The following is a 17681-nucleotide window of genomic DNA, read 5'->3' on the forward strand; positions in this document are numbered from 1 at the left end:
GCCGTGGTCAATGAAACGCCGTTTCCCAGTGAACGGGCGCTGATCCTCGGAGTGCCCGCCGTCGCGGTGCTCACCGGCCTGGTGTGGCTGCTCGGGCAGAGCCTGACCGACGTCACGCTGCTGCCCGACCAGGGCGCGAGCTGGTACTACTGGAAGCTGCCCGAGCCGACCGCGTGGACCCGGCTGTCCGCCTGGTTCGGTTACGCCGCGCACCAGATCGTCTCCTGGGGCCTGATCTGGTGGGCGCAGACCCACGCCCGCCGCTACACCCGCGGCCTGAAACGGGTGAACGTGGTGGCGCTCGCCGCGAATCTCGGTTTCATCGGCCTGCACGAGCTGCAGACCCACCTGTTCTACGACGGCCTGGCCCAGGACGTGTCGATCTTCAGCTCGCAGGGCTCGGTGGTGCTCCTGCTGGTCGTCGTCCTGCTCATGGAGAACCGGCGGCGCGGCCTGATCGCCGGCAAGCCAATGCCGATCCCGGCTTCAATAGGAGATTTTGTTCGTAGATATCATGGATTCTTGTTCAGTTGGGCCATTATCTACACTTTTTGGTACCACCCGATGGTCACCACGAGCGGCCACCTGATCGGCTTCTTCTACATGTTCCTGCTGCTCATCCAGAGCAGCCTGATGTTCACCACGGCACACACCAATCGCTGGTGGACGGTCAGCCTGGAGCTCATGGTGGCCGTCCACGGCACCCTCGTCGCCGTGATGAACTCCGGACCCGGCGGCGCCTGGCCCAAGTTCCTCTTCGGCTTCCTGGCCGTCTTCGTGATCACCCAGATGCACGGCCTCGGCCTCGGCCCGACCACCCGGTGGCTGATCCTCGGCGGCTACCTCGCGCTTCTGATCTTCGTGTACGCGGGCCGCGGGCTCTCGACCGTCCATGAGGTGCTCCGCGTACCCATGGCCGAATATCTGGTGATGGCGGTGCTGGTGCTTCTGCTGTGGCCGGTCGCCGCGGTGTGGCAGCGGCGGCGTCTCTCCCGGCAGCCCGCCGCCGTCCCTCCAGTTGATCAAGCCCGCATATGATGACGCGATGCTCGATTCCGCCCTTCTCAAAGCCGCCGAGGACGCCAGCGGCTTCATGCCCGCCGACGAGGGTCAGGCGCTCGCCGAGGCGGCACTCGCCGTCACCGTCGACGGCCCCCTGCTCGAGGTCGGCAGCTACCTGGGCAAGTCGACCCTGTACCTGGCCGCCGCCGCCCGCCCCCGCGGCACGACCGTGGTCACCGTCGACCACCACCGCGGGTCCGAGGAACACCAGGCCGGTTGGGAGTACCACGACCCCACCCTCGTCGACCCGGCGCTCGGGCTGATCGACACGTTGCCCGCCTTCCGGCGGACCATCGCGACCGCCGGCGCCGAGGACGTGGTCACCGCCGTGGTGGCCAGATCCGAGCACTTCGCCCGGATCTGGACGACCCCGCTCGCCTTCCTCTTCCTCGACGGCAGCCACACCGACGAGTCCGCCCAGCGCGACCTCGCCGGCTGGGCGCCGCACCTCGCCGTCGGCGGGGTCCTGGCCATCCACGACGTCTTCCCCGACCCCGCCGACGGTGGCCAGGCCCCCTACCGCATCTACCGGCAGGCGCTGGCTACCGGTTCCTACTCGGAGCTTCCCGGGCAGGGCTCGCTGCGGCTGCTTCGACGGGACCACTGAAGATCTCCGACCGCGGGTGGGCGCCGTGCAGGGCGTCCACCGCCAGCACCACGGCCGCGGCCGTCCAGGTGGTCCGCTCCACCGGCCACCGCACCCCGTCGGTGAGCACCAGCCCGGTCCAGTACGACCCGTCCGCCTCCCGCAGGTGCTGCATGGCCGAAACCATCTCCTCGGCGGCGTCCCGGTCACCGACCGCGTGCAGAGACAGGGCCAGCTCGCACGTCTCCGCCCCGGTCACCCACGGCCGGTCGGACACACAGCGGGCACCCCGCCCCGGCACCACGAACTCGTCCCAGCGCCTCCGCAGCCGCTCACGGGCCGGTTCGCCACGCAGCGCCCCACCCAGCACCGGGTAGTACCAGTCCATCGAGAACCGGTCCTTGTCCGCGAACGCCACCGGATGCCGCCGGATCGTGTGCCCGACCAGGTCGGCGGCCAGCTCCCAGTCCGGCTGCGGCTCACCCAGCCGCCCGGCGATCGCCGCCGCGCAGCGCAGCGCCTGATGCACGCTGGAGTTGCCGGTCAGCAGCGCCACCCGGTCCGGGAGGCCGTCCGGGCCCACCGCCCACCAGATCTCGCCACCCGGCGCCTGACAGCCCACCGTGAAGTCCACGGCCCGGCGCACCGTCGGCCACATCCGCTCCAGGAAGGCGTCGTCGCCGGTGCACAGCCAGTGATGCCAGGCGCCGACCGCCACGTACGCCGCATGGTTGGTCTCCGCGGTCGCGTCAGCGACCACGTCACCCGCCTCGTAACGTGCCGCCCACGAGCCGTCCGGCCGCTGCGTGCGGCGCAACCAGTCGTAGGCGGCCTCCGCCTTCGCGTTCTCCCCGCCCACGTCCAGCGCCATCGCGGCCTCGACGTGATCCCACGGATCGAGCTGCCCGCCGGAGAACCACGGGATGGCCCCGGACGGCTCCTGCTCGGCGGCGATGCTGGCGACCGTGGCGAGAACGTCGTCGGTGCTGAGCACTCCCGCCAGGTCAGGCAGCGACACTCGCGGCCACCTCCTCCTTACGGAGGTAGATCACCACGCTCTTTCCGATCAGCGGGTTGAGCGCCTGCTCCAGCACCCGGGTCAGCGCCGGCCGGTCGACGATGTCCCAGACCAGAAGCTTGTGGTACGCCCGGGTCGGCGCGGCGTCACCGATCGCGCACTTCAACCACCAGTACGGGCTGTGCAGAGCGTGCGCGAACCCGTTGCCGGTCACGGTCAGCCCCGCGTCCCGCAGCCGGCCGGACAGCTCGTCCTCCTTGTAGATGCGGACGTGGCCACCCTCGTTCGCGTGGTACTCGTCGGACAGCGCCCAGCACACCCGCTCCGGCAGCCAGCGCGGCACCGTCACCGCGGCCAGCCCACCCGGCTTGAGCACCCGGGTCAGCTCGGCGATCGCCGTCACGTCGTCCGGAATGTGCTCCATCACCTCCGAGGCGATCACCCGGTCGAAACTGGCGTCCGGAAACGGCAACGCCAGAAGATCTCCGCGTACGGTGGTGGCGCTCGCCGCGGCCGGCGCCTCCCCGGCCATGTCCATGGCCGCGCACCACTGCCGGGTGGTGCCCAGATCCTTCTCACTGAGGTCCAGCGCGACGACGTGCGCGCCGCGCCGGTACGCCTCGAAGGTGTGCCGGCCCTCGCCGCAACCCAGATCCAGGACCCGCATCCCCGGACGCACGTCCAGCCGGTCGTAGTCGACGGTCAACATGTTGTTCCCCTTACCTGCCCTTCGCGGCGATCGCGTCGGCATACCACTGCGCGGTCCGTACCGCCGTGTGCCGCCACGTGAAGTTCTCGACCGCACGGCGGCGGCCTTCAGCGCCCAGCCTGCGGCGCAGGTCCTCGTCGTCGAGCAGTCGCCCGATCGCGGCGGCCAGCGCCCCCGCGTCCCCCGGCGGCACATGCAGCGACGCCAGCCCGTCCGGCCCGGCGACCTCCGGCAGCGCGCCCGCGGTGGTCACCACCAGCGGCACCCCGCACGCCATCGCCTCCACGGCGGGCAGCGAGAAACCCTCGTACCGAGAGGGCACCGCCGCGACCGTCGCTGACCGGAAGAGATCAGCCAGCTCGTCATCACTGATCCCGGAGACGAACCGCACCACCCGATCGAGCCCGAGCCGCGCGATGGCCTGGGCGGCGGCCCCTTTCGGCCGCGCCGACCCCACGACGACCAGCTCGACGTCGCGCTCGGCGCGCAGCTTGGCCACCGCCTCGATCAGCTCGCTGAGCCCTTTGAGCGGCACGTCCGCGCTGGCCACGGCCACGATCCGCCCCACCTTCGAGCCGATGCCCGGCCTCTCCCCGGATGCCGCGCTGAACGTGCCCAGCTCTTCACCGGATGCCGTGCGGAACGTGCCCGGTCCTTCACCGGATGCCGTGCGGAGCGTGCTCAGCTCTTCTTCAGATGCTGTGCTGAACGTGCCCGGCTTTTCTCCGGTCGCCGTGCTGAGCGCCCTTTCTCTGGGCACCGGGCTGAACGTGTCGGTGTCGACGCCGACGCCGATCACCCGCAGCCGCTCGGCCCGCACCCCGAAGGCATCGACGATCTCGTCCCGCGCCGCCCCGGAAACCGTGGTCAGCCAGGGCAGACGCCGAGCCACCCGCCCCTGCATCCGGGTGAACGCATACCACCGCCGCAACGACATCCGCCGCTTCCAGTCCGGCGCGGCGGCCAGTTCGAGATCACGGTCGACGGTGATCGGATGGTGAATCGTCGCCACCACCGGCGTCCCCGACCGGCTCAGCGGCAGAAGCCCGTACCCGAGGCACTGGTTGTCGTGCACGACATCGAACTCACCGGCCCGCCCCCGCAGATGCCGCCAGGCCCGAAGCGAAAACGTCAACGGCTCCGGGAACGCCCCCGTACACATCGCCGCCCACTCGAGAGCATCGATGCTGTCCTTGAACTCGGACCACGCCGGCGTCCGAAACGGATCAGGCTCCCGGTAGAGATCGAGGCTGGGCAGCTCAGTGAGCCGCACCCCTTCATCAAGCACCGGCAGCGGCGGCCCCGAGATCACCTCAACGTGGTGACCCAACGCGACGAGTTCCCGGGACAGGTGCCGGACATAGATCCCCTGACCCCCACTGTGCGGTTTGCTCCGATAAGACAGCAGGGCGATGCGAAGCGGCTCGGAGATCACCCGATGACCCTAACGAGCGATCACCAACCTCCCGACATGGGGATTCGATCTTCAAAACCAAACCCCGACCCTCCCCGGTACGCCCACCCGAACCGTCCCCCGAATTTGGCACACCTCCACCGCCCCAACACCATCCCCAGCCACCCGCCATCGCCCGCCATCGCCCGTCGCCGCCCGCCGCTCGCCCACTCACCGCCCGTCGCGCCCGTCGCGCCCGCCCGTCCGCCCGCGGTTCGTCGCGCCCGCCCGTCCGCCCGCGGTCCGTCGCGCCCGCCCGTCTTTCCGCCCGTCCGCCGTCTGTCCGCCCGCCGCTCGCCGCCGTCCGTCCGCCGTCCGCCTGTCGCGCCCGTCGCGTTTGCTGCGCCCGCCAGTTGTACCTGTGATCCGTCGCTCACCGTCCGTTGCCGTCGTGCCCGTCGCGCTCGCTGCCTGCCTGTCGCGCCACCCCTCGCTCGCTGCACCCGCCAGGCGGCGTGCCGGGCAATCGACTGGCCGACCGCTCGGGTGCGCTGTCGTCGGCGCAGGGTTCGTCCGGGTTGCCGTTGCTGGACAGTGGCCTCTGACCGGCGTGTGGGGGCGTCGCGCCAGCCGGTTATTCGAGCGTGGCGTCGCCGGTTGGGCCGAGGTCACCAGCTGCCGTCGCGGGTGGCTGCTCGTCCGCCAATGGGCGGCGTTCCACCAGCCCGCCACCTGGGTGCCGCGATGCCGGTGCTCCTGTTCGTTCAGGAGCGGGGCCGGTGGTCGCGGCCGTCCAACGCCCATCACTCGGGTGCGACCGTCGCCGGTGCCGTGCTCGACGGGAGCCCTTGCGAGGCGGTCGATGGATCTCGTCGGCTCGTGACGGCCGCCTACAATGCCGGCCCACGACGAGTCAGCGGAACGTCCACCTCTGGTTGTTGCCGCCGACACACGTGGTGACCACGACAGCGCGGGCCGGCTGTGCTCCCGAGTAGGGATCGGTGAGGCACTGCCCGTTCGAGACGTTGCGCAACACCCCGTTCTCGAACAGTTGCCACTGCGCCGTGGTCCGGGTGTCGCAGCGGGTGAGATGCACGGTGCCGTCACCCACCAGATTGGCGCACATGTCCAGGACCTCGAGGGTGCGATCCGCATTGAGTTGCCACCGCTGCGGGCTGGTGCCGTTGCAGTCATCGACGTGGACCTCCTGGTTGTCCTCTGCGGAACCGCCCCGCAGGTCCAGGCAGAGCCCGTTGCCGGTGACGAGGAGGCCGCTCCCGGTCGCGACCGAACTGGGCAGAAGCGAGATCGGCGGAGCCGGAGCCTCGGCCGATTTCGAGACGCTGGGCGCTGCCGAGGCGGTGGCCGAGGCATTCGCCGCCGACCCCGTCGCCGATCGACTCGGGCTCCTCGGGGCGGTCGGAACGGCGCCCCCACCATCGTCGCCACTGTCGCCAGCGTTCGAGTTCTCCCCCGGGCTCTCCTCGGTAGCGACACTCGCCGAGTTGGCAGGCCCCACCGCGGCCGGCAGTGACTGATCGGGCATGGACATCCAGCGTTCCTGCCCCTCACCCGGCCGGAACAGCGCATAACCAGCGACGGTCGCGACCGCGGCGACCGCGGCGCCGATCAGTAGAAGCGGCCGGACCCGCCGCTGCTCCCCGGCATCGGAGTCATCGGTCTTCCCAGCCGACACGATCGGCAGCAACTGCGTAGGTGGATCCTCCGGCGCTCGCTGAGCCGGCCATGTCGCGACTGACGGCGCTGATTCGTCGTGGTCCCCATCCGGCAGAACGAACGGACGCACCAACAACGGATCACGATCGTTGCCCCGATCATCGCCCACTTGGCGTTGCCACCCCCCGGTCCGAGCACCGGTGACCCAACTTACCGCCATTCAGCCACCGCCGTGGGGTCCCGTTCAACCGATGCGAGTCGCTCTGCATCGCGCCAGCCGCCCACTCAGGCCACTTCGCCTTCCCCACCGCGAAATCTCCACATCGGTCCGCGCCCGCCAACCTGCGCGGACCCGGACCGTGTCGTGCTGCGCCGCGTCAGGTACGCCGCGTCATGCCTGGCCCCACCGCCCCGGTGGCCGTGGCTCCCGCTCCAGCGCGCCCCGGCTTCCTCTCGGCTCGCTGTCCCTAATCCGGTCCTGGCCGCGCTTCCTGTCCCTGGTCTGGTCCCAGCCGCGTCCCCGGTTGCGGCCGCGCCGCCGGCCCCTGGCCCCTGGCCCCGGCCCCTGGCCCCGGCCCCTGGCCCCGGCCCCTGGCCCCGGCCCCTGGCCCCCGGCCCCTGGCCCGATCACGGTTCCTGGCCTCTGGGTCGTGGCGGCCCCCGAGTCGTGGTGCGCGCGGGCCGTGGAGCTCTCGGGTGTGGTGCCCTGGGGTGCCCCGGGCCGTGGAACCCGGGGCGGCGCCGAAGATCAGGCTTTCCAGAACGGGCGCTTCTTCTCCGGCTTGCCGGCGGCGAACGCCTCCAGGACCCGGAGCGCGGCCGCCCACCTGTCCTCGAGGGACAAGTCCCCACGGAGGACACCGATCAGGTCGCGCACGGGGGTGAGCTCGGCATCGGTCAGTGGCTCGATCAGCACGGCGAGACGGCTGGCCAGGTCGTCGAGCAGATCGCGGCGGTCAAGAGCAGGCTGCTGGGCCGCCTCGCGGAGCCGTGCGACCTCGACCGCGGCCAGTTCCCGGAGTTCGTCGACCGACATGCCGGCGCTCTGTGTGGACCGTAGCGAGCGGGCACGCCCGCCATGCCCGGTCGCGGCCGGTGGGCCGGAGGGACGCCGCAGCCGGGCGAAGGCACGCGCTGGCTGCACCAGCTCCATGCTGTCGGCTGCCTCCTCGGCGGTGGCACCTCCGGTGACTTTCGGTGCGGCGAACGGTGGTGATCCGGCCGGTGCAGCGCCCCCGGACGGTGTCCCAGACCTCGGCGGGGCGCCCCCGACCGGCGCCCCGGACGTCGGTACCGCGCTGCCCGGTGCCCCGCCATACGGACCCTGCGCACGCTGTGGCGCGAACGCGGGCCGGGCAGGGGCAGGCGCGACAGGCGGCGGCAGCGGCGGCATGGCGCCCGGCGCTGCGGGCGCCGCCTGGTCGGGGAACGGCGACGAGGCGGCTGCGAAGTACTGGGGCATCGGTGCCGCGGGCGCTGGGCTCTCCCAGCCGGACGGCATCTCGACCGGCTGGGTGACCCTGCGGTTGTGACCGCCCTCGTTCACCACACGCTCGTCCACCGCGATGTAGGAGGTGAACCGGCAGAGAACCCCGAACCGGAGTGACGTGCCGAGGATCTCGGCCTCCAACGAGTGGTCGCCGGCCGCAAACGCATCCTCGAGATCGCGAAGCCGCGCCCGCGCCCAGACCGAGGTGACGGCCGGCTCGGCACTGGACTGGACCGGAACCGCCGTCCGGAACTCCTGGTCGTCGCGAGTTCGCCCGGTGACCGTGAGCGCGCCCTCGACGGCTCCGGTGAACCGGCCGGTGATGACCAGCGGAACGCCGGGGTAGAGACCTGGCAGGCGAGCGGGACTGCGGCTGCCGTCGACCGGCGTGAAGCCGTCGCCGGTGACCGTGAGACCCGTGACGACCGGGGCGCCGATGCGGCGGTGGATCTGCTCCATCGCCTCGTCGAGCCGGTCCTCGCTCTCCACCAGCTCGGCCCGGCCCGCGCCGAGCGCGGCGAGCCGGCCGAGGAATCCGGCGTTCACGGCACGGTCGATGCCGATGGTGTGCACCCGGATCGTGCCGATGAGAGGTGCCACCTGTTTGACGATCTGGTCCTCGTTGCCGACCTGGCCGTCGGTGACCAGCACCAGAACACGGTCACGGCCGGGGCTGTCGGAGAGCATCGCGAGGGCGGCGGTGAGGGGCTTGAGCAGCTCGGTGCCACCACGGGCCTGGGCGCGGGCCAGGTGTTCGACGGCCCGGTACCGATGACGGTCGGTGGCTTCGGCGAGGCCGGGTCCGAGGTCGGCCGGCTGGTCGACCTCGTGGTCGAAGGTGAGGACGGCGAAACGGTCGCCGGCGGTCAGGGTGTCGACGACCCGGGCCGCGGCGCGCCGGGCGGCCACCATCTTCCAGCCGCCCATGCTGCCGGAGCGGTCGAGCAGGAGCACCACGTCTTTCGGCCGGGGTGCTGTGCCGGTCTCCGGAGGGAGAACCACGAGCTGGTAGGTGCCCTGATCGCCGTCCTCGTCGGGGACGGCGACCGCGGACTCATCGCCGGCTGAGTAGGCGAGCCGGAGCACGAAGTCACGGTCGGCCCGCTCGCCGGGGTCGATCCGCAGCGTTCCGCCGTGGTCGGTGACGGTGTGCAGGCTGGACCGGACCTCGCCGAGCTCGAGCCCGGCCGCATCGATGTCGACCGCGAGGGACAGGCGCAACGGGTTGGGGAAGCCCGGCAGGAGCACCGGTGGGGAGACCCGGGACGCGTCGGGCACATCACCGGTGTCGGCCTGCTGGCCGTCGCCGGTGTAGGGCCCCGGCAGAGGGTGGCCGGGGATGTATCGCGGTGCCACGACCAGCGGGAAGCGGAAGGTCGCGGCGCCGTCCTCATACGGCAGCGGGCCGACCAGTCGCAGCCGCACCGTGACCCGCTCGCCGGGCAGGATGTTGCCGACCCGCATGGTGAAGACGTCCGGGCGCTCCTCCTCGGCGATCGACGCCCGCTGGCCGGCCGCGATCGCCTGGTCGTACTGCTCGCGGGCGGCACCGCGCTCGCGCAGCTCGGCGGTGACGGTGCGGTCGGCGGCGGTCATCGTCATGCCGGTCACCGCGGCCCGGTCGGGCAGGGGGAAGACATAGGTAGCCTCGAGCGCGGTGTCGTGGGAGTTGACGAACTCTGTGGTCAACTCGGTGCGCATGAGCAGCCCGCTGATCGAGGCCCGAACGTCGAGGCGGTCGAGCGGAAGGTTTCCGCGGTCGGTCCGCAATGTGCCGAGGCCGGCGTCCGGCATGGTCCGGTGGCGTTCCAGCTCGGCGGGTCCCATCGGGTTCACTGAAATGATCATTCGCTTCTCCCATCGGTGAGCCCGCGTGCCGCGAGCAGGTCGAGCAGGGGACGGGCAGCCGCGGCGATCTCGTCGCGGTCGACCTCGGTGCCATGGCGGGGCAGCAGCAGGATCACGCCTCCGCCGAGAGGCACCCCGGTCACCAAGGTCTGTAGGCGGTGAGCCGGTGGCGGCGCCGACTCCACGTCCAGAGCGGCGACGGCCTCGGCCAGCGCCCTGCGAGTGGAGCCGGGAACCGGCTCGGGGTCGGCGGGAGCGGCCTTCCAGAAGTCGGGACGGGCCGGAGAAGGCGCCGCGGCGGCCGGGGCCTCCAGCAGGCTCCCGGGGATGCGCGCCACCTCGGCCAGTGTCTCCTCCGAGGCTCCGGACAGCTCCTCCTGGATCTCGGCGAGTGTGCGCCCGGAGGCTTGCCGTCGCTTGATCGCCACCAGTTGCAGGAGGTGGCGGGGCCCGTAGAGAACGGTGCGTCCCCGCGTGCCGAGAGGCCGGTCGACCAGGCCGATGGTCGTATACCACCGGATCGACCTGCGGTCGGGCAGCTCCCGGACGCGGCCGTTGGGGGCGCCCGGGTACTCCGCGGCGAGCGCCGCGCTGACCCGCTCGACCAACTGCTCCATCGTCCACATGTCCTGAGAATGACACTGTCATCGTGACAGTGTCAATGGCATGATGGCGGGCAGAGCGAGGCGGCCGGCGGCCGAAGGAGGGAGCATCATGAACGGGGACGCGCTGCTGGGCGGGTTGCGGCTGGTGAATCTGTCACACGTCAACGACCCGGCGAGGGTGAGCGTCTATCCGGGCGATCCGCCACCCCGTCTGGAGACCGTGTCCAGGCTGGAGCCGGACGGGTTCTATCTCCAGACGGTGTTCGCGGGCGAGCACACCGGCACGCATTGGGGAGCGCCCGGCCACTTCACGCCGGGTGGGCTGCTCGCCGACGAGCTGACCCCGGAGGATCTGTTCCGGCCGGCGGTCAAGATCGACGTTCGCCGCCGGTGCACCGCCGATCCCGGCTATGCGGTGACCGTCGCCGACCTGGAGGAGTGGGAGCAGGGGCACGGCCGCATCCCCGGCGACTCGTTCGTGGTGCTCTGGACCGGTTGGGAGGAGCGTTTCGGCACCGAAGCGTTCCTGCCGCATCCGGGGTTCGCGCCGGAGGCCGTGCAGTGGCTGACCGACACCGGCCGGCTGGGCGAGCGGGGTGGCACGGGGACGGACGCGTTCAGCCCCGACGTCAGTGCCGACACGACCTTCGTCGTCTCCCGGATGGTCTACCGGCGCAGACGGATCAGTCTCGAGGTGCTCGCCAATCTTGCGAGTCTGCCCACCACAGGAGCCTGGGTGCTCTGTGGTGGGCAGATCAACAAGGCCGGTTCCGGGTCGCCCGCCCTGATCTACGGGGTGCTCCCGCCGTCCTGATTCCCAGCGGCCGGCTGATAGAGCTTGCCATCGACCCTCAAGGTGTAGGGGGCGTAATGAGTCACCGTTCCGGTGGGCTCGTCGTAGGAGATCACCGCGACGACCTTCGGGTAGCGGCGGACCCTGGCCTGACGTGCCAGCGAGACCACTTTGGCCTTGGCGGTGTCGAGGCCGACCAGGGACACGTGCCAGTCGAAGACCGGCGTGGGGTGCACCTCGGTCGGCGACTTCCAGCCCTCGAGCGTGTCGGTGGCCACCGCAGTGGCGCCGACCTTGACCTCGGAAAGGTGCCAGCCGCCAATGTTCACGGCGCTGTCGCTGACATAGCGGAAGCCCAAAAGCACCTGCTTTCCGGCGTACTTCTTGAGGTCGTAACTCAGGGTGACGTCCGTGGCCTTGCCGGTGATCGCCGGGCCGAGGGGCCCTTTGACCGTGCTGTCGCCTTCGAGCATCTCGTAGGTCTTGCCGCCGTCGGCCGAGATCGTGACGTATCCGTAGTCGAACCGGTCCTCCAGGCCGTAGGTGGTCTTGAAACGCAGGACGGCGTCGGTCTGCGGGACGTCGACGAAGCGCACCGCGGCCTCGTCGGTGTCCGGGGCGTTGCCGGAGAAGAGCCTTCCCGCGTCCAGCGTCCAGGCCAGCGGGGTCGGCGGAAGGGTCTTCGCGCCCTCGAAGACGATCTTCCGCCATCCGCGTGGAAGCCGGACGTAATCGGCGCCGTTGGGCGGCGCGCCCGCCGATCCGTAAGCGGAGGGGCTGTCGAGGTTCACCGTCGAGTGCACGCTCGCCGAGGTCACCCGGTCCCGGGGCGCGCCCCTGAGGATGCTGCCCGCTTCGTCGGTCACCTTGTCGACCAGCGTCATGACCTGGAAATCGTGCAGGACGTCGTAGAGTTTCGTCCCGCTGGGCAGAGCCGCGGTGATCGCGTTCAGGCCGTGGTTCTCCTTGTCCTGGTGCAGTTTGGAGTGGAAGTCCGTCCCGAAACGGTCGCTCAGGTAGAGCATCAGCTGGTAGGTCTGGCCGTAGTCGGCGAGCAACTCGTCCGGCGCACCCTCGGTCCAGAGGTTCAGCGAGTTCGCCGGGCCGCCGCAGTCGCGAGGGTTCGGATTGTAGTCGGTCTTGACGTTGCCGAAACCCTGGTAGCAGACGATGTGGTTGTCGAAACCGCGGTGGTAGACGCCGATTTTCGCGTCCACATAACCGGTCAGCGTCTGGGCGTAGTCGGCGAGACCCTCACTGATCCACACTTCCTCGTCCGGGTCGGTGTAGTAACTGAGCAGGTGCTGCCACTCGTGGGCGAAGGTCGACTCGTACATCCGGGGCCGGGCCGGGCGGCTGATGCACACGTCGTCGTTGGGCTCATGTTTCGGATCCGCGCCGGTGCGATGCTCCCAGTCGTAGGCGTCGATCGTGATCACGTTGCGGTCGAAGAGTTCATTGAGCTGCTCGGAGAAGAAGCCCGAAACGTAGGTCTGATGCGCCGGGAAGTCGTAGTAATTGTCGTCGCGGATGTTGTCGACCAGTGTGACGGTCCGGTTGCCCGTGCCGGTGAAATCGCCCGGCAGGCCGGGGTTCGTGCCGCTCCGGTCCGGCGGAGTGCTGAACGCCTTGGTCTCGCGAGGGTAGATGACCTCGTCGAATTCGCGTATCAGGCCGGTGACCTGGGCGTCGGTGATCTCGGTCGAGTTCTTGCGGCAGTCGTTCTCCGGGAAGGCGATGTCCTTCGCGACCCAGACCTCGATGTGCTCCCCGACGCCGCGCAGTGTGTAGTCCTTGCGGTAGACGTCGCCGTCGATCTCGTTGAGGCCGGCCCAGCTGCGGACCGTGCCGACCGGTGGGGTCTGCACGGCGATCCGCGCGCTGGGCCGTGGCTCGTAACTGGCGGCCGGGAGCGGCTTACCGTCGAAGGTGAGCCGGTCCAGATCCGGTTCCCGCGTCTCCACCTGGAACGGATCGCGAAATCCGGACGGGGTGGGTTGCGGGACGGTCAGTGGCGTGGCCGGTGCCGGGCCTGTGAATAACGGGATAGAAGCCGTTATTACTGCGAAGGTGGCAAATAGGGTACGCGTCACGTCTCGGCACGCTACCGCTGATCGCCGGATCGTGATGCCAACACCGGCCGTTGTGGATCAGGAAACCTCCCGGCGGAGCACACGAATGGTGCCCAGGACCAGCGGAAGCCCCACCCAGACCCCGACCGAGACAGCCAGCCGGGCCCACTCTCCGGAAGTCATGTCCGGCTCCGTCAGGGCCTGCGAGGTGACATTGAGATCCAGCCACTCGGCCGCGTCACCAAGGCCCTTGATGGTTTCCCCCAGAATCGTCCAGACCGTCGGAAGGGCGAAGTAGATGACGATCGCCAGCGGCGAGTTCAGCAGCAGCGCGCCGAACGCGACACCCATCAGTACGAAGATCACCTGGAGGAGCAGGCTCTGCCAGATCAGCGAGGAATCCAGGGACCACGATCCGTCGCCGCCGAGGGCCGAGGCCAGCACGTTGGCCCCGGCTGCCAGAACCGCGGTCGCAGCCGTGGCGGCGATCGCGATCAGGATGGCCGCGGCGATCTTCGCGAGCAGGACCCGGCCACGAGCCGGCACCAGGGTGAAGGTGGCCAGCGCGCTGCGCTGCGACCATTCGCTGGTCACCGAGAGGATGCCGAGCACCGGCAGCAGCACCGACGACGGGAGCAGGCCGAAGGAGTACAGCGCACTGAACGTCTGTTCCTCGTCGGCGGCCCACCCCAGCAGGACCGCCGAGGTGGCAGCGGTGGCCAGGCCGATCACGATCAACAGCCAGGACCCGGCCCGGGTGTCGGCGAGTTTACGCAGCTCCACGACGGTGAGCCGGGTCAGCGGGATGCGTCCGGTCGCGGCCGCCGCGGGGGCGGCCGGCGCGGTGGAGACGGGCACGGTCGCGGTCATCGAAAATCCTCCTGAGCCTGGGCGATCACCGGCGCGACACCCGCGGCCGGGACGACGTGAACAAGCGGGCCGGCGGCCGGCATGGCGTGAGCGAGCGGGAGAGCGGTTCGGGCAGCGGAGACGAGCGGGCGTGAGGGCCCGGGCCGGCGTGCGACCGGGGCTGTGGAGGCGAGGGGAGGTGATGCCGGAGATGCGGGTGTGGGGCCGCTCACCGGGCTGCCGCTCCGGTCTCGGTGCCCGCGGTGAGCCGCAGGAACATCTCCTCCAGTCCGCCCGCGCCGGCCGGGCGCAGTTCCAGCAGCACCACGCCGGCGGCCGCGGCGGCCGGACCGATGGTCTGCGGGTCGGACGGAACCAGGACGCTGCCGTCCGCTGTTCGGGTGCCGGTCAGCCCCATTCGCTGGAGCAGCGCCTCGAGTGCCGCCGGATCCGACGCGCGGACCAGTGTTCCGGCAGCGCCGAGCAGGTCCTCCTTGTCGCCCTCGACGAGGATGCGACCGTTACCGATCACCACCAGGCGGTCGGCGATCACCTCCACCTCCCGCAGCAGGTGGGAGGAGAGCAGGACCGTGCCGCCCCGATCGGCGAAATCGCGCAGCAACCCCCGCATCCAGTGGATGCCCTCGGGGTCCAGGCCGTTGGCCGGCTCGTCGAGGATCAGCACCGCCGGATCGCCGATCATGGCGTAGGCGAGACCGAGGCGCTGGCGCATGCCCAGGGAGTAGGCCCGGATCCGTCGTTTCGCGGACGCCCCGCCGAGCCCGACCCGCTCCAACCGGGCGGACACCCGTTGGGTGTCCAGGCCCATGGTGAGCGCCGCGAGCGCCAGCACCTCCCGGCCGGTCCGCCCGGCGTGCTGGGCGGACGCGTCGAGCAGGACGCCTACGTGACGTCCCGGGTTGCCGAGCCGCCGGTAGGGGACCCCCGCCACAGTGGCCCGCCCGGAGGTCGGCGGCGTGAGACCGCAGATCATGCGCATCGTCGTGGACTTGCCGGCGCCGTTGGGCCCCAGGAAGCCGGTCACCGTCCCCGGCTCGCAGATGAACGACACATCGTCGACCGCGCGCTGCGCCCCGTACGCCTTGGTGAGGTTCTCGACCGAAATCATGTGACCCAGCGTGCGGTCCGGGCGGTGCCGGTCGCTTCGGCCGCCGGTCGATGTCCGCGAACCTTCGTCGATATCGGGACTACGACTTTGGTCGGTATCGGCCGATGGCGGCCCGCCCGTAGAGTCGGCCACGTGGGGAGATCGCCGACGGAGTATCGCTGGTTGTGGCCGTCGGCGCTGGCCGCGGACCCGTCCGGACCGCTGCCCGCCCGTCGTTCCACGCGCGACTGGATCGTCGACGTGCACTGCTTCGTCCTCGCGTTCGGCTTCACCATCCTGATCACCAACGACCTGGTCGGCCCCGATCCGTCGACAGCGGTCGAGTGGCTGGGCATGTCGACGTGGTCAGCGATGACGGACGGTGTGGTCAGCGCCGTCGTCGCGTTCGGCCTGTGGTGGCGGCGCAGATTCCTGATGCCGTTGGCGATCCTCGTCGGTCTGCTGTCGTTCGTCTCGATCGCCAGCTGGATGACCCAGCTGATCATGGTGTTCACCGTCGCGGTGCATCGCCGGTTCGGGGTTCTGGCCGCCTACATGAGCCTCACCGTGGTGGGGAACGCGGTCTTCGCCCTGATGCGGCCCGAAATCGGCGTCACCCACTGGGAGACGTTCGGCTGGGGTGTGGCGATGGCGACGATCGCGGCGCTGTGGGGGATGCTCGTCCGGTCTCGCCGGCTGCTGATGCTCACCTGGCGGGAGCGGGCCGAACGAGCCGAGGCCGAACAGCAGCTGCGCGTCAGCCAGGCACGAGTGCTGGAACGCACCCGGATCGCCCGCGAGATGCACGATGTCCTGGCACACCGGATCTCCCTGCTCAGCCTGCACGCGGGGGCACTCGAGTTCCGGCCCGGCGCGCCACCGGAGGAGATCGCCGGGGCCGCCGCCGTGGTTCGCGCCAACGCGCATCAGGCGTTGCAGGACCTGCGGACGGTGATCGGCGTGCTGCGGGCCGGTCAGTCCGACGAGCAGCAGGCCCCGGAGCGGCCACAACCCACCCTCAGCGCGCTGCCCGCCCTGGCCGACGAGTCCCGGGCCGCGGGCAACCGAGTGCGGCTGGAGATGACGATCGACCCCGAGACCGTGCCGGTGGCGGCCGGGCGGGACGCGTACCGGATCATCCAGGAAGGTCTCACCAACGTGCGCAAGCATGCCCCCGGAGCCAGCGTGCATGTCGTGGTCGGCGGCGAAGCCGGCGACGGCATGACCATCGGGATCCGCAACCCGATGCCGGTCACCGTCCCAGCCGCGCCCATCCCCGGGACCGGAGTGGGCCTGATCGGTCTCGGCGAGCGTGCCCGCCTCGCCGGTGGGCGGCTCACCCACGGCCGGGACGGCGACCACTTCCTGCTCACCGCGTGGCTGCCGTGGCCGGCATGAGCGAGCTTGCGAGCGAATCATCGGGCTCAGTCTTGAACTCATGGCGGCGCCGGAGCGAAGCGGAGGCGACGGCATGAGCGCGGTCCGGGTGCTCATCGTCGACGACGACCCGCTGGTCCGGGCCGGACTGACGATGATCCTCTCCGGGGACGAGGAGGTCGCCGTGGTGGGCCAGGCCGCGGACGGTGCGGAGGTTCCGGCCGCCGTCGCCCGGCACCGGCCCGACATCGTCCTGATGGACATCCGCATGCCCGGCGTCGACGGACTGGCCGCCACCGAGGCGCTGCGCCGCCGGCCCGGCGCTCCGGAGGTGCTGGTGCTGACCACGTTCGACGCCGACGAGTTCGTGCTGCGGGCGCTGCGGGCCGGAGCGAGCGGCTTCCTGCTCAAGGACACCCCACCCGGGCAGATCCGGGAGGCGGTGTTGCGGGTCGCCCAGGGGGAGGCGACCCTGTCTCCAAGCGTCACCCGGCAATTGATCGCGCACGTCGCGGCCGGTGTGGCGCCCGAGCGCAGCCGGGCCGCGGCTTTGCTGGACCGGTTGAGCCCACGCGAACGGGAGGTGGCGATGGCGGTCGCGCAGGGCTGCTCCAACGCCGAGATCTCCGCCGCGCTGTACATGTCGGTGGCCACGGTGAAGGCACACGTCTCACGAGTGCTCACCAAACTCGACCTCAACAACCGTGTGCAGGTGGCTCTGCTGGTCCACGACGCCGGTCTCGCCTGAGGGAAGCCCGGCCGGTGACTCGACCGGATGACCCGACTCGATCGGGTTCAGGCGGAAGTCACTCGAAAAGCGAGTGCTTGCGGCCACCCTCAGCGCGCGCACGTGCCCGGCGGCGCAACTGGATCACCACGATGTCGCCGGCCGCGAACACCGCCCAGGCGGCCAGCAGCCAGCCCGGAAGCGTCCAGCCCGCGCGGAAGAGCAGCACCGACAGAACGGTGCACACCACCAGACCGAACAGAGCCAGAACCAGCCTCAGATTGAGAGGACTGAACGGCTTCTCGACCGTTCCGCGACGGCCCCGGGGTTGCGCTCCGATGGGCATCACGGCAATCTACCCAACCTTG

General features: G+C 70.5%; 15 protein-coding genes. 5 read left to right on the forward strand and 10 right to left on the reverse strand.

The window, feature by feature from the left end; translation table 11 throughout:
- Positions 1-3 precede the first annotated feature (3 nt).
- A complete protein-coding gene (locus IEZ13_RS36935) occupies positions 4-1038 on the forward strand; it encodes a hypothetical protein (protein ID WP_183218535.1) in 1035 nt (344 codons plus the stop codon).
- 7 nt (positions 1039-1045) lie between these two features.
- Complete coding sequence (locus IEZ13_RS36940; RefSeq protein ID WP_183218534.1) at positions 1046-1669, forward strand: class I SAM-dependent methyltransferase; 624 nt, start codon at positions 1046-1048, stop codon at positions 1667-1669.
- On the opposite strand, the gene IEZ13_RS36945 is transcribed toward IEZ13_RS36940, so the two are convergent.
- From IEZ13_RS36945 to IEZ13_RS36970, 6 genes are all read right to left on the reverse strand, one after another.
- Positions 1605-2666 (reverse strand): glycoside hydrolase family 15 protein, encoded by a 1062-nt coding sequence (locus tag IEZ13_RS36945; protein ID WP_183218533.1) that lies wholly within the window; start codon positions 2664-2666, stop codon positions 1605-1607. The genes IEZ13_RS36940 and IEZ13_RS36945 overlap by 65 nt on opposite strands.
- Positions 2653-3375 carry a class I SAM-dependent methyltransferase gene (locus IEZ13_RS36950; protein ID WP_183218532.1) on the reverse strand — a complete coding sequence of 241 codons (723 nt, stop codon included), beginning with the start codon at positions 3373-3375 and terminating at the stop codon, positions 2653-2655. Before IEZ13_RS36950 ends, IEZ13_RS36945 begins: the two co-directional genes overlap by 14 nt.
- Before the next feature lie 10 nt (positions 3376-3385).
- Positions 3386-4810 (reverse strand): glycosyltransferase family 4 protein, encoded by a 1425-nt coding sequence (locus tag IEZ13_RS36955; RefSeq protein WP_183218531.1) that lies wholly within the window; start codon positions 4808-4810, stop codon positions 3386-3388.
- Between the two features lie 871 nt (positions 4811-5681).
- On the reverse strand, positions 5682-6464 hold the full coding sequence (locus IEZ13_RS36960; protein WP_183218530.1) for an RICIN domain-containing protein: 783 nt from the start codon (positions 6462-6464) through the stop codon (positions 5682-5684).
- 729 nt (positions 6465-7193) lie between these two features.
- On the reverse strand, positions 7194-9782 hold the full coding sequence (locus IEZ13_RS47660) for a VIT domain-containing protein (protein WP_183218529.1): 2589 nt from the start codon (positions 9780-9782) through the stop codon (positions 7194-7196).
- A complete protein-coding gene (locus tag IEZ13_RS36970) occupies positions 9779-10408 on the reverse strand; it encodes a MerR family transcriptional regulator (RefSeq protein WP_183218528.1) in 630 nt (209 codons plus the stop codon). The genes IEZ13_RS47660 and IEZ13_RS36970 overlap by 4 nt, the downstream gene beginning before the upstream one ends.
- An 88-nt stretch (positions 10409-10496) precedes the next feature.
- Here IEZ13_RS36970 and IEZ13_RS36975 point away from each other — a divergent pair, with 88 nt between their 5' ends.
- On the forward strand, positions 10497-11201 hold the full coding sequence (locus IEZ13_RS36975) for a cyclase family protein (RefSeq protein ID WP_203833714.1): 705 nt from the start codon (positions 10497-10499) through the stop codon (positions 11199-11201).
- Here IEZ13_RS36975 and IEZ13_RS36980 read toward each other — a convergent pair.
- The 3 genes from IEZ13_RS36980 to IEZ13_RS36990 form a co-directional block, all read right to left on the reverse strand.
- The gene (locus IEZ13_RS36980; protein WP_229795509.1) at positions 11177-13144 is read right to left on the reverse strand and encodes a M6 family metallopeptidase; all 1968 of its coding nucleotides are present in this window, start codon (positions 13142-13144) and stop codon (positions 11177-11179) included. The two genes, IEZ13_RS36975 and IEZ13_RS36980, sit on opposite strands and share 25 nt — an antisense overlap.
- A 186-nt stretch (positions 13145-13330) precedes the next feature.
- A complete protein-coding gene (locus IEZ13_RS36985) occupies positions 13331-14122 on the reverse strand; it encodes an ABC transporter permease (RefSeq protein ID WP_183218525.1) in 792 nt (263 codons plus the stop codon).
- Positions 14123-14330: 208 nt separating this feature from the next.
- Positions 14331-15230, reverse strand: coding sequence for an ABC transporter ATP-binding protein (locus IEZ13_RS36990; RefSeq protein ID WP_183218524.1), 900 nt, complete (start codon positions 15228-15230; stop codon positions 14331-14333).
- Positions 15231-15362: 132 nt separating this feature from the next.
- Between IEZ13_RS36990 and IEZ13_RS36995 the strand changes: the two genes are divergently transcribed.
- Positions 15363-16607 carry a sensor histidine kinase gene (locus tag IEZ13_RS36995; protein WP_183218523.1) on the forward strand — a complete coding sequence of 415 codons (1245 nt, stop codon included), beginning with the start codon at positions 15363-15365 and terminating at the stop codon, positions 16605-16607.
- Positions 16608-16680: 73 nt separating this feature from the next.
- The gene (locus IEZ13_RS37000) at positions 16681-17334 is read left to right on the forward strand and encodes a response regulator (RefSeq protein WP_183218522.1); all 654 of its coding nucleotides are present in this window, start codon (positions 16681-16683) and stop codon (positions 17332-17334) included.
- 58 nt (positions 17335-17392) lie between these two features.
- On the opposite strand, the gene IEZ13_RS37005 is transcribed toward IEZ13_RS37000, so the two are convergent.
- On the reverse strand, positions 17393-17659 hold the full coding sequence (locus IEZ13_RS37005; protein ID WP_183218521.1) for a hypothetical protein: 267 nt from the start codon (positions 17657-17659) through the stop codon (positions 17393-17395).
- Positions 17660-17681: the final 22 nt, after the last annotated feature.

The sequence above is a fragment of the Actinoplanes campanulatus genome (genome assembly GCF_014647795.1).
Taxonomy (GTDB): domain Bacteria; phylum Actinomycetota; class Actinomycetes; order Mycobacteriales; family Micromonosporaceae; genus Actinoplanes; species Actinoplanes campanulatus.